The sequence below is a fragment of the Leptolyngbya boryana PCC 6306 genome, assembly GCF_000353285.1.
GTDB classification, from domain to species: Bacteria; Cyanobacteriota; Cyanobacteriia; order Leptolyngbyales; family Leptolyngbyaceae; genus Leptolyngbya; species Leptolyngbya boryana.
Genome location: NZ_KB731324.1, coordinates 6,244,439 through 6,255,155, shown reverse-complemented (window position 1 = coordinate 6,255,155; position 10,717 = coordinate 6,244,439). Strand labels below are relative to the sequence as shown.

Annotated in this window: 14 protein-coding genes and 1 pseudogene; 10 read left to right on the top strand and 5 right to left on the bottom strand. The window is 46.8% G+C overall.

From position 1 onward, the window contains the following. Nucleotides 1-36 precede the first annotated feature (36 nt). A pseudogene (locus LEPBO_RS45660) lies at nucleotides 37-781 on the bottom strand (IS1 family transposase). A 284-nt stretch (nucleotides 782-1,065) separates the two neighbouring features. Here LEPBO_RS45660 and LEPBO_RS0131025 point away from each other — a divergent pair. Continuing rightward, entirely contained in the window at nucleotides 1,066-2,037 is a 972-nt protein-coding gene (locus LEPBO_RS0131025; protein ID WP_036045009.1) for a helix-turn-helix transcriptional regulator, read from the top strand. Here LEPBO_RS0131025 and LEPBO_RS0131020 read toward each other — a convergent pair. Continuing rightward, complete coding sequence (locus tag LEPBO_RS0131020; RefSeq protein ID WP_017291500.1) at nucleotides 2,034-2,606, bottom strand: dihydrofolate reductase family protein; 573 nt, start codon at nucleotides 2,604-2,606, stop codon at nucleotides 2,034-2,036. The genes LEPBO_RS0131025 and LEPBO_RS0131020 overlap by 4 nt on opposite strands. A 215-nt stretch (nucleotides 2,607-2,821) precedes the next feature. Here LEPBO_RS0131020 and LEPBO_RS0131015 point away from each other — a divergent pair, with 215 nt between their 5' ends. From LEPBO_RS0131015 to LEPBO_RS0130975, 9 genes are all read left to right on the top strand, one after another. Continuing rightward, nucleotides 2,822-3,454 (top strand): FMN-dependent NADH-azoreductase, encoded by a 633-nt coding sequence (locus LEPBO_RS0131015; protein ID WP_017291499.1) that lies wholly within the window; start codon nucleotides 2,822-2,824, stop codon nucleotides 3,452-3,454. 15 nt (nucleotides 3,455-3,469) lie between these two features. Beyond that, nucleotides 3,470-3,967, top strand: coding sequence for an anthrone oxygenase family protein (locus LEPBO_RS0131010; RefSeq protein WP_026149050.1), 498 nt, complete (start codon nucleotides 3,470-3,472; stop codon nucleotides 3,965-3,967). Between the two features lie 6 nt (nucleotides 3,968-3,973). Further along, the gene (locus tag LEPBO_RS0131005; RefSeq protein WP_017291497.1) at nucleotides 3,974-4,534 is read left to right on the top strand and encodes a putative glycolipid-binding domain-containing protein; all 561 of its coding nucleotides are present in this window, start codon (nucleotides 3,974-3,976) and stop codon (nucleotides 4,532-4,534) included. Nucleotides 4,535-4,622: 88 nt separating this feature from the next. Then, nucleotides 4,623-4,907 (top strand): hypothetical protein, encoded by a 285-nt coding sequence (locus LEPBO_RS0131000; protein ID WP_017291496.1) that lies wholly within the window; start codon nucleotides 4,623-4,625, stop codon nucleotides 4,905-4,907. A gap of 191 nt (nucleotides 4,908-5,098) precedes the next feature. Then, nucleotides 5,099-5,503 carry a VOC family protein gene (locus LEPBO_RS0130995; protein ID WP_017291495.1) on the top strand — a complete coding sequence of 135 codons (405 nt, stop codon included), beginning with the start codon at nucleotides 5,099-5,101 and terminating at the stop codon, nucleotides 5,501-5,503. Between the two features lie 21 nt (nucleotides 5,504-5,524). Next, the gene (locus tag LEPBO_RS0130990; protein ID WP_017291494.1) at nucleotides 5,525-6,091 is read left to right on the top strand and encodes a GNAT family N-acetyltransferase; all 567 of its coding nucleotides are present in this window, start codon (nucleotides 5,525-5,527) and stop codon (nucleotides 6,089-6,091) included. 105 nt (nucleotides 6,092-6,196) lie between these two features. Next, nucleotides 6,197-6,811 (top strand): type 1 glutamine amidotransferase family protein, encoded by a 615-nt coding sequence (locus tag LEPBO_RS0130985; protein ID WP_017291493.1) that lies wholly within the window; start codon nucleotides 6,197-6,199, stop codon nucleotides 6,809-6,811. Between the two features lie 72 nt (nucleotides 6,812-6,883). Further along, nucleotides 6,884-8,380 carry a serine hydrolase domain-containing protein gene (locus LEPBO_RS38835; RefSeq protein ID WP_081614781.1) on the top strand — a complete coding sequence of 499 codons (1,497 nt, stop codon included), beginning with the start codon at nucleotides 6,884-6,886 and terminating at the stop codon, nucleotides 8,378-8,380. A 74-nt stretch (nucleotides 8,381-8,454) separates the two neighbouring features. Next, entirely contained in the window at nucleotides 8,455-8,727 is a 273-nt protein-coding gene (locus LEPBO_RS0130975; protein ID WP_017291491.1) for a hypothetical protein, read from the top strand. Between the two features lie 211 nt (nucleotides 8,728-8,938). On the opposite strand, the gene LEPBO_RS0130970 is transcribed toward LEPBO_RS0130975, so the two are convergent. The 3 genes from LEPBO_RS0130970 to LEPBO_RS0130960 all read right to left on the bottom strand — a co-directional run bounded on the left by LEPBO_RS0130970 (nucleotide 8,939) and on the right by LEPBO_RS0130960 (nucleotide 10,686). Further along, a complete protein-coding gene (locus LEPBO_RS0130970; RefSeq protein WP_017291490.1) occupies nucleotides 8,939-9,454 on the bottom strand; it encodes a DUF1579 domain-containing protein in 516 nt (171 codons plus the stop codon). 65 nt (nucleotides 9,455-9,519) lie between these two features. After that, the gene (locus LEPBO_RS0130965) at nucleotides 9,520-10,248 is read right to left on the bottom strand and encodes a DUF899 domain-containing protein (RefSeq protein WP_017291489.1); all 729 of its coding nucleotides are present in this window, start codon (nucleotides 10,246-10,248) and stop codon (nucleotides 9,520-9,522) included. 27 nt (nucleotides 10,249-10,275) lie between these two features. Then, a complete protein-coding gene (locus LEPBO_RS0130960) occupies nucleotides 10,276-10,686 on the bottom strand; it encodes a VOC family protein (protein ID WP_017291488.1) in 411 nt (136 codons plus the stop codon). Between the last annotated feature and the right edge of the window lie 31 nt (nucleotides 10,687-10,717).

Sequence of the window (10,717 nt, the reverse complement as noted above, 5' to 3'; positions counted from 1 at the left end):
GTCGCGGGGTAGTGTTCTAGATGTGTGGGCATAACGTTATACTGCTCGCCCGAACTCATGACGATTGATGAATAATCCAATCACAGTATCATGCATCTTCTCAGTCTTGGAAAACAGATCGTCTTTCTGGCAAGCCGCTTGATCCGAGTTCTCAAAGTTAGATGTTTCCGCTCAATGCGCTGTGTGTTGGCTTTGCCAACCGTATGGTGCTGCTCATCTAGCAATCGCAAGTAAGCTCCCCAACTATCGGTGTAAAACCGTTGAATCGAAAAAGGAGCTAACAGTTGCTGAAGTTGCTTAAGAGCTGAGTCTTCATGGGTGGCTAGCACATAGGCAAGGACTTTTCCAGTTTGATGGTCAATCGCGTGCCACAACCATCGTTGATGCTGCTTTGACTCGACAAAACTCCACATCTCGTCCATCTCCGCCGCCTCGACTCTGACGACCATGACTGCCGTGTTATCCGGTTGGTGCTGTTCGAGCAGACTTATGTTTACTTGTTCAAGTTGACTTGACTTTTTTTCAGCGTTTCAATCACAGTCGTTGGGCTAATCTTCAACACTCTGGCGGTATCACGAATACCACTGCCGTTGATTGCCATGTCGCTGATTTGCGCTTTGACTTCAGGCAGTCGTCCTCGATAGCTAAAGTTCAAGATAAATGATCGTCTCGAACACTCTAAGTTACGGCAACAATACCGTTGTTTTCCAGCAGCACTGCGACCATGCTTAACGACATCCACACTCTGGCAATCGGGACATTGAACAGGTTCTAGGACCATCTCGACTCAGCCCTCTAACACATCGTTTTCATTCTGCCATATATCCACATATCTAGAACACTACCGAAAACCTAAACATCAGCTTTCATTTTATCCTTACCTGTTTAGGACTACCCCTGTTGGATATAACGTCGATAGATGGCTTTGTTGCGATCAAGCGTGTCATTGGTCGTCATTAGCTTTCCTCCAACGGTCATGCTCACAGCATAAGGGCGACTTCATGACACCCCCTGTCATATTTCGGCGTTAGTGTAGAAGAAGTTGCCAGGGTTCCAGAAATCGTTATGCGTGCCGATCGTCTCCTCTCTATCCTAATGCTGTTGCAGGTTCATACTCGCTTAACCACACGAGAACTGGCAGAGCGACTGGAAGTGTCTGAGCGTACCATTCATCGAGATATGGATGCTCTCAGCAGTGCAGGAGTTCCAGTAGTGACAGAACGGGGTAAGGGTGGTGGATGGGGGTTGTTGGAGCAGTATCAAACCACGCTGACCGGACTCAACCTGGCAGAAATTCAGGCGTTATTTGTGCCAAAGTCGCCCCATCTACTTGCAGATTTAGGGTGGGGTCAGGCGTTTGAAGCTGCGTTACTCAAGCTTCTAGCCGCCTTACCCGCCGCCAATCGTCAGCAAGCAGAAATAGTGAGCCAGCGCATCCACGTTGACCCAACTGGATGGCAGCACTGGGATGAAGAAATGTCAGCATTTCCGGTTTTGCAAGCCGCCATTTGGCAGGAACGGCAAGTTTTGTTGAGCTACGAACGCGGAAACGGTCAGCGAATTGAACGATTGGTCAACCCGTTGGGATTAGTTGCCAAAGGGAGTGTCTGGTATCTGGTCGCGGCAGTGGATGAAGACGTTCGCTCTTACCGCATTTCACGAGTGCAGAATGCCGTGCTGCTGGATTCTCATTGTATTCGTCCAGTTGGGTTCAATTTAGCTAACTATTGGCAGCGATCGATGATGGAGTTCAAAGCAAATCTCCCTTACTATGGCGTAACGGTGCGAGTTGCTCCCGAGGCAATGCCCTGGCTACGTTATGCGGGGTACTTTGCTCGTATCGAACAGATGATTGATGCCCCCGATGCTGATAGGTGGGTTCATATCTCACTTCGGTTTGATATTGAGAAAGCAGCTTGCGCCTATGTATTGGGGTTTGGTGGACAGATGGAAGTAATTGAACCCCTAGAGTTACGAGATCGCGTGTTGCAAGCAGCAAAAGAGGCGATCTCACTTTATACCAAAGGCATGGCTTAATGATTCACTTGATAGTGCAACAACATGAAACCGTTCTTATAAATTTTGCTGTCGGTTAATTCCAGAGAAGTGAGTGGAATCTTTCCAGAGAAGAGTGGAATCCCTGAACCAAGGAGAAAGGGATGTACTTTCAAAACCACCTCATCGATCGCTGGAAACAGAACAGTGGCTAAATCTCCACCCCCACACAACCAAATATCTTTACCCGATCGCTGTTTGAGTGCTTGAACAAAGGTAGCTGGATCAGATGAAACCAGTTCAACGGCAGGATCGGGGCTTTGCTGAAGAGTACGGGAAAAAAGATACTGCTTCATGTGCGGGTAGGGATTTGTAATTCCCTCTTTAACGCCAACTTCGTAAGTTCTGCGTCCCATCAAAACGCTATCAAAGTGCTGATTCTCAACCGTAATGCCTAACATTCCTCGCAAATGATCTGGAATCGTTTCAGGAAAAGTAGAAAGCAAATCCGCAACGTGTTCTCCCTCCATTAGAAAGAAATCAAACGAACCATCTTTACGGGCAATAAAGCGATCGACCGTACAAGAAATTAGATAAATGAGTTTAGACATACACAGTACCCTCTCAAATCACCGTCTTAACTCACTTCACCCAACCAGGTGAGAGCAAAATTTATCTGTCTTTGGATAGATCGTTGATCACTGCTTGTTCAGCAACTCATCTCAGGAAGGTGATAGTGCTGCAAGAATAAGATAGCGAGACGATAGAGCATTTTCCTAATTTATAAAGGGTCTGAAGAAATCAATCTGTGAATTAGGAGAAACAAATGGCACAGTTGCTACACATTGATGCAAGTCCCCGTGGAGAGCGTTCTCATTCTCGTCGTATGACTCGTGAGTTTGTCCAACAGTCGCAACAGAGCCATCCCAATGATGCGATCGCTTATCGAGATGTGGGTCGCAATCCCATTCCACATGTCTATGAAGCCTGGATTGCAGCAGCTTTTTCATCGCCCGAACAATACACCCCCCGACTCCAGGAAGCGATTCGCCTCAGTGATCAACTGGTAGACGAATTTCTGGCAGCAGATATTTATGTCATCGGTGTTCCCATGTATAACTTTAGCGTTCCCAGCGGATTCAAGGCGTATATCGACCAAATTGTTCGCATCGGGCGCACCGTTGATATTGAATCCAATGAGTCTGGTAATGTGTATACACCGCTCGTCCTCGACAAGAAAATGTATATCATTGAAGCACGGGGGGATTCTGGCTTTCAACCAAGTGGACGCTACGAAGCCATGAACCATCATGACCCTTACCTCGCAACCGTTTTCGAGTTTATGGGTATCACAGATATTACCTTTGTTCACGTCGAAAATGATGAGTCTGGTGGACAAACGTTAGCAGAATCAATTGCCAATGCTCGTCACAAAATCGCTGAGCTAGTTGCTGCATAGGAGTAAATGCTGGTTATGGTAGGAATTACATATCTGTATATTCTGAAACTATTTGCAGCCCTTGGGTGTGGGGTGATCGCTGGAGTATTCTTCGCCTTCTCAACCTTTGTTATGAACGCTCTGGCTCAACAACCTCCCGCTCAGGGAATTGCCACGATGCAATCCATCAACATTACGGTGATTAATCCCTGGTTTATGGCTGCATTTCTGGGGACGAGTCTTGTTTGTCTGATTTTAATTGCCTTTTCACTCCTCCGATGGCAACAACCCGGTACTGCTTATTTGCTGGTCAGTGCTTTGTTCTACCTGATCGGTTGTTTTGGAGTGACAATGGTGTTTAACGTTCCGCTGAATGATGCGTTAGCTGCTGCCAATCCCAACAGTCCAGAAGGTGCAAATCTCTGGGCTAGATACCTGACGAATTGGACGTTTTGGAATCATGTGCGGGCGATCGCCGCATTCATCGCAGCCGCCTTATTCACAATGGCACTCAATGCTTCACCAAAACCGTAGAGTCCGATGAATTCACTGGAATATACAATTCTTCGGCGCAGATTAGATTGTCCTGGACACGATAGTTGTTGTCTCTGGAAGTCTGGTGATGGTTGGCAATTATCTGGAACAGCCATCTTCTTGTCTGAGCAACAGCCTTGTCTTTTATCCTATGAAGTGAATACTGATAGCAACTGGGAAACCCGCACCGCAAACATTTCAGGTTATATCGGTAAATCAATCATTGCTCTGACAATTGCTCGTACTCCAAATAATCGTTGGAGTATCAATGACAAAGAATTACAGAACGCAGCAGACTGCATTGATTTAGATCTAGGATTTACTCCAGCCACTAATTTGATTGCCATTCGTCGGTTGGCGTTGGCGGTTGGAGCGCGATCGCCAGCCCCTGCTGCATGGCTAGATTTTCCAGACTTCATGCTGAAACGATTGGAACAACACTACCACCGATTATCCCACGATAGCTACAAGTACACATCGCCCGATGCAGGCTATGCCAATGTTTTAGAAGTAGATGATTATGGGGCAATCACTCGTTATCCTCAACTTTGGGCGCAGGAGATATGAACATCAAACTCGCTTAGCAGAAGATAAAGGGACAGGATGACCAATCAAGGATGACTCTCGCAGATTCTCATTCCCCGATAAATCAACCATGTTGCGACGTTTTTCTTCCAGTTCCAACTTAGTCCTGATCGGCATCAAAATGATTGCGATCGCCTTCATTATTCTATTTTTTCTACCGTCACTTGTTAGCCTTCGTCTTAATTTATTAATCTCGTCACTGGTTAATCAACGCGGTAGCGTCTTAACGGATAGTCCAGAGATCATTGCCTTAAGAAAAATCATTGCTGACAGTTATCTTCTTCAAAACGCTTATCTCCTCTTAACGGGTATTGTTTTGCTAGCTGCCGGACTATTCAAACAAACCAATCGCTAGAACATATCCGAGAATCACGCCCGCAAGCTCAAAATTTCTCAAGCCAGGAGGAATATGAGCGACGTATGAGAATTCCTCTCTTCCTGTTTATTTCAGCACGTAAATCAATTCACGCTTCCCCAGCCCGCCTCTCTCACAAACCAACAGGAAAGCGATAGAACTTAAGGAGTACATGACGAACCATCTAACTTATGGAACCCTACATCAGCTTGATTACGCTCGGAGTTTCTGACCTTGTTCGCTCCACTGCCTTTTACAAGCAGGGGTTGGGTTTACCTGCGAAAGAAGAGTTTGAGGGTGTGACTTTTTTGAATCTTAGAGGAACCTGGTTGGCTCTTTATGCGCGTGAGGCACTTGCAGCCGATGCTCACATTTCAGCAGCAGGAAGTGGTTTTTCAGGGTTTACTCTGGCACACAATGTGAAGTCGAAGGAAGCGGTCGATGCCGTCCTTGAACAAGCAAGAGCGGCAGGAGCTACCATGCTCAAACCTGCACAAGATACTGATTGGGGTGGATATTCTGGCTACTTCGCCGATCCAGATGGTTACCTGTGGGAAGTCGCCTGGAACCCTCATTTTGATTTGACCAATAGATAGCTGTTCATTGGGTAGGAAGCTGTGGAGATTATCACCAAACGATTTCTTCTACGTGATTTTGTTCAGGAGGATGAGCCTGCATTCCTTGCCTATCATGCTGACCCTCGTTATGCCGAGTTCTGTTCACCGGAAGAAGTGACACCTGACTTTACTGATCAACTGTTTCAACGGTTTATGCAGTGGGCAACCGACGTTCCGCGATGCAATTACCAGTTAGCAGTCATCGATCGCCGCAATCTGGAATTAATTGGCTGTGGTGGATTGCGGCAGGATAATGATGCTACTGGGCAGGCAGAACTTGGCATTGAGCTAGCACCTCTGTACTGGGGGCGTTATGCCTATGCGATCGAAATCGGGAAAGCACTGATTGATTTTGGGTTCCGCAATTTGGGACTGGAGGAAATTATCGGTATTTCTGTGAGTGCTAACCTGAGAGTATCCCGGCTAGCAGAACGTTACGGATTCCAGGTGCTCGATGCACAACCGGGTTCTGACTGGATGCAGATGCAGGGGTGGAGCCAGATTAAGTGGCAGCTTACCAGAGAATCATGGGAGCATTTATTTCCTTTGCCCCGTTCGGTTAATTGAGCTTTTTGGAAGAGGAAGCAACGTAATTCAAGATATTCCACCTCGCATGATTGGTTTTGGGCTATTTCCTCCCCACGTGCAGGTTTAGAGATTAGGAGATGTTTTATGGAAAAACAAATTGTTCATCTGTTTGTATTTAACACGCTTGCTGACTGGGAAACAGGATATGCTGTCGCTGGAATCAATAATCCAGATATGCAAAAACAGCCGGGACAGTATCAGATCCAAACGGTTGGTTTAGACGCTGAACCTGTCGCCACAATCGGCGGACTCACAATTCTTCCTGATATCACCCTCGATGAATTGGAACCGGGAGCTATGCTGATTTTGCCAGGTGGCGAAGCTTGGGATAGAGGTGAAAACTCGAAAATTCTGGAGTCTACGAAAGCATTGTTGGCAGCGAATATTCCGGTTGCTGCTATCTGTGGTGCAACCGCAGGATTGGCACGTGCTGGCATTCTGGATGATATTCCTCACACCAGCAATGCCCCAGAGTATCTGCAAGTAACAAATTATCGAGGGGCAGCCCTGTATCAAAATCAGCCCGTTGTTACTTCCGGTAATGTCATTACAGCGAACTCCACTGCACCCCTTGAGTTTGCCTACCACATCTTCAAGAAACTCGACCTTTACGAGCCTCCCGTCTTAGAAGCCTGGTATAGGCTATTCAAAACGGGGGATGCCTCGTACTACTTCACGCTGGAACAGTTAACCACTTGACCTATTTTCAAGTGAGGCGATCTAAACGATCTATTCTGGAAAAAGAGACGCGATCGCGTAAGTTGACTAGCGATGATGAAAGACAGAATGAGGTTGCGCTACAGATTACTTCTGCTAGGGACGTTGATTGTGCTGGTGTTCCAACTCAGAGCAAACGCGGTTCAGCCAAGCCTTGAGATGAAAATCGATCGCTTCATTACTCACCAGATGACCACTCAACACATTCCTGGTCTAGCTTTAGCAATTACCCACGAAAATCAGGTGATGTATGTCAAAGGCTATGGTAAAGCGATCGCTCAGCAACCTGTCACGCCACAAACCCAATTTCCGATCGCCTCACTGAGCAAATCCTTTACAGCGATCGCTGTGCTGCAATTAGTAGAAACTGGGAAAATTGATTTGGATGCCCCTGTGAAACAACACCTGCCAAACTTCACTCTGGCTGATACTAAAACGGCTGATCTAATCACGATTCGTCACTTACTGAATCACACCAGTGGGTTATCTGACCTGAGCTTTTCAGAAGCATTTCTACCCCAACCCACTACACATGCAGAGCGAATACAGAGTTTGCAAAAAGCTCGTCCTGTTGCGGTTCCTGGAACCCAATTTCACTATTTCAATCCTAACTATGATGTCTTGGCACGAGTTGTGGAAGTGGTCAGCGGTCAATCTTTTGGAGAGTATTTGCGATCGCACATTTTCATCCCGCTTCAGATGTCCCAGACATTTCATGCCACAACAATGGCTGAAGCACTTCAGCGCGGTGATCGTATGGCAACGGGACATCTAATGGCGTTCGCAATCCCGTTTGCGGCTCAAGAACTATCGGGCTATCTGGGCGGCAATGCTGGCGTTATTTCTACAGCAGAGGATATGGCGAAGTATCTGATTTTGCACACGAATGAGGGACGGTTTGAAGACAAGCAATTTCTAACTTTAGACAGTATGGCTCTCATGCATACGCCACCACCGCAAATTAAAAGTCCTTATGCAATGGGATGGTTTGTCACAACGGAAAATGGCAGAAAGACTCTCCAACATAATGGTATTTTGTCTACGTTCTACACCGATGTTGCGGTATTACCGGACGAAAAGTACGGTATTGCTCTGCTCTACACCATTAGTGCAACGTCGCTCATTGCGTTTGCACTACCGCAAATTAAAGCGGGATTAATTCAATTACTGACAGATGGAATGCTTCCTCCAGATAGTTTTAACATTAATCTCTGGGGTATCAGTCTCGCAATCTTGACAACTATTGGTGTAGCATTAGCGATTCGTAGTCTACTGTATTTTCCTCAGTGGAAACGAAAGACCCGCGCAACATCTAGATGGCAAATTCTATTGGATATTGCATGGATGTTTTTCCCGTTAGTTGTCATACTAGCGATGCCTTGGCTAGTAGGGATGATGAGCGATCGCATTTTCAACTACCAACAACTCTTCCGAGCGATGCCCGATGTGATGCTTTGGCTGGGTCTGTGTGCAGGGTTGGGTTCCATCAACGGAACGATCCGTCTGATCGCTTGTGCTAATGATAGGCAGTCGAAGGAAAGCGGAAGATGAGCAAGCCTAATGTGGTACGAAAGTTTTTCAGTTCCCATTAAAAGCTTTGCCGCTTCAATTAATTAACTTTGTCTATGCCCAGGTACCTAGAAGAGTCGATCCGCTGGGTGCAACAGATGGAAAATACCTATCGCACGATCCTAACCAAGCAGCGTCCAATTGTAGAGAGTGATTCCATCTTTGAAACAGCTTTAGTCAGAGCTTGTGGCTACTGGATGTTGGATACATTAACGCGACATCTTGAATCTGCTTTACGAAAAGATCTGAATTGGGGAATTTCTACTACCCGCCAACGGATTTTGGCTCGCTTAGAAGCATTCATTACAACAACGCAAGAATTCAATTAACTTCCTGGTTTACGCGGCACTGCTAGTCGGTTGTTGGATCTGTTGCAGCAGCGTTGGAGAGGTACGCCTTCTCTCCCTGATTACCCAGCATTCAGATGACTATCGTGGAAATGAAAGATTCATGCGATACCCAAATGGCAAACCCTATTGGGTATCGCATGGAGAATAAGCTTTTTTGCAGGACTTGGTTTCGTCAATGGAACAATACGGCTTATTGCTTGCGTCGATAATGGGCGGTCATGAACTGCTGCCACTGCCCATCATCGCTCAACATATGTGAGGTTAATACCCGGTGATCGTCACTCTTGAACTCGATCACATCTTTGTACTTGCCTAGCTTCTCCTCACCCGTCATGACAGGTCCATCAGAGTTGAGTGTTAGTGCAGTTTCAGAAGCATCTAGTTCACCGTCATATATCCAGAGATACGTCATCATTGAGCCAATCCAGGTGCCCACATAGCGCTGTTTCTGTGGGTCGTAGCCAAGGGTCATCAGAGTTGTTGCAGAACCACAGCCACCCATCTCACCCTGTCCTTCTGCCAATATCCAGAGTCCACCCAGTGAGCGCACCGTTTCTGTTCCCGTTGATTTCACGGGAGGTTGATCAGGTGCCATCATCGCTTCGATTTCATACGTCCACTCACCAACGAGTTTCTGGAGCCACTGATGTTCTTTCTGCGGTTGAGCAGGCATAGATGGAGTTTGTTCAGTTTGAATCGTTTCCATTTTGTTCTCCTTGTGATGAATGAGAAGTGCGATCGCAGTAGATTTAACGTAGAAGTGCCGCGTTTCTATCCATAGGTCGGCTTTTGCGGATATCCAGGGGGTGAGTCTTCAAAGTCTTCCTGCCGTCCGTAGGGGGTCATATCCAGCAGGCTGTAGGAGTCAGTGAGGGATTCAACGCCACGGGCGTAGGTCGAGTAGCTGTGGAAAACATCGTCGCCTAGACGGAAGAAAACGCTGAGTCCGTGGCTCTCGCCTTGTATTACATTGGGTCCGTTTAATCGCTCTAACTCCGCCTTGTCTCGATAGTTGTATTCGGTGGGTGCAATAGTTTCATCCAGCGTGACATGGAAATCGTAGTTGAAATCACTACCAAAGGACGAATACCAGGGAATCGTCCATCCCTTCAGCGTCTTGTAGGCTTCCAACTTGGGGAACGGGGCGCGCGCGACTAAGGCAAAGGTCGTATCCCGTTCATTCAGCATAGATAAATCGCCCAGCGAATGAACAAAGCCTGTGCAACCCATACAGCCCTTCTCCCACTCTGGTGCAAACATGAAGTGGTAGATGATCAGTTGAGTTCGTCCCTCAAACAAATCAACGAGTTTGGTAGCACCGTTTGATCCTTCAAAAGCGTATTCCTTGTCAAGTTTGACCATTGGTAGCCTGCGTCGTTCTGCGTTGATACGATCGCGCTGCTTGGTCAACTCTTTTTCGTGTTCAAGCAATGTTTTCCGAGCAGTCAACCACTCATCTTTTCCAACAACTTTTGGATGTGAAATTGTATTCTGAACCATTGTGAATCTCCATGAATAATAAAAAGCTCAAGCGACCTGATCGCAGTTGACCATCCACGGTGTGCCAAACTGATCAACTAACATGCCGAAGCGAACGGACCAGAACGTTTGCGTGATCGCCATTTTTACTTTGCCGTTTTCTGCCAGAGCGCAAAAAATTCTTTCTGCCTCGTCTGGGTCAGATACGCTCACCTGGACGTAGAAGCCTTGAGGGGGTTCAAAATATCCCGGTGGGCAGTCAGATCCCATAAGGAAGCGATCTTCCAGTTCAAGGCAGGCGTGCATGATTTTGTCGTGCAATTCAGCTGGAACATTTTCTGCGGAGGGTGCTTCCTTGTGAGTCATCATCATGGTGATTTTGCCACCCAGACATTGCTCGTAGAACTTGAACGCTGCCTCACAGTTTCCGTCGAACATGAGATAGGAATTGATTTTCATGACTACTTCTGGGGTTCCTTCAAAGGATTGC

What these genes read in the sequence shown, in the direction of transcription:
- LEPBO_RS0131025 (WP_036045009.1), top strand. Translation starts at nt 1,066, where the DNA reads ATGCGTGCCGATCGTCTCCTCTCTATCCTAATGCTGTTGCAGGTTCAT.
- LEPBO_RS0131020 (WP_017291500.1), bottom strand. Translation starts at nt 2,606, where the DNA reads ATGTCTAAACTCATTTATCTAATTTCTTGTACGGTCGATCGCTTTATT.
- LEPBO_RS0131015 (WP_017291499.1), top strand. Translation starts at nt 2,822, where the DNA reads ATGGCACAGTTGCTACACATTGATGCAAGTCCCCGTGGAGAGCGTTCT.
- LEPBO_RS0131010 (WP_026149050.1), top strand. Translation starts at nt 3,470, where the DNA reads ATGGTAGGAATTACATATCTGTATATTCTGAAACTATTTGCAGCCCTT.
- LEPBO_RS0131005 (WP_017291497.1), top strand. Translation starts at nt 3,974, where the DNA reads ATGAATTCACTGGAATATACAATTCTTCGGCGCAGATTAGATTGTCCT.
- LEPBO_RS0131000 (WP_017291496.1), top strand. Translation starts at nt 4,623, where the DNA reads ATGTTGCGACGTTTTTCTTCCAGTTCCAACTTAGTCCTGATCGGCATC.
- LEPBO_RS0130995 (WP_017291495.1), top strand. Translation starts at nt 5,099, where the DNA reads ATGGAACCCTACATCAGCTTGATTACGCTCGGAGTTTCTGACCTTGTT.
- LEPBO_RS0130985 (WP_017291493.1), top strand. Translation starts at nt 6,197, where the DNA reads ATGGAAAAACAAATTGTTCATCTGTTTGTATTTAACACGCTTGCTGAC.
- LEPBO_RS38835 (WP_081614781.1), top strand. Translation starts at nt 6,884, where the DNA reads ATGATGAAAGACAGAATGAGGTTGCGCTACAGATTACTTCTGCTAGGG.
- LEPBO_RS0130975 (WP_017291491.1), top strand. Translation starts at nt 8,455, where the DNA reads ATGCCCAGGTACCTAGAAGAGTCGATCCGCTGGGTGCAACAGATGGAA.
- LEPBO_RS0130970 (WP_017291490.1), bottom strand. Translation starts at nt 9,454, where the DNA reads ATGGAAACGATTCAAACTGAACAAACTCCATCTATGCCTGCTCAACCG.
- LEPBO_RS0130965 (WP_017291489.1), bottom strand. Translation starts at nt 10,248, where the DNA reads ATGGTTCAGAATACAATTTCACATCCAAAAGTTGTTGGAAAAGATGAG.
- LEPBO_RS0130960 (WP_017291488.1), bottom strand. Translation starts at nt 10,686, where the DNA reads ATGAAAATCAATTCCTATCTCATGTTCGACGGAAACTGTGAGGCAGCG.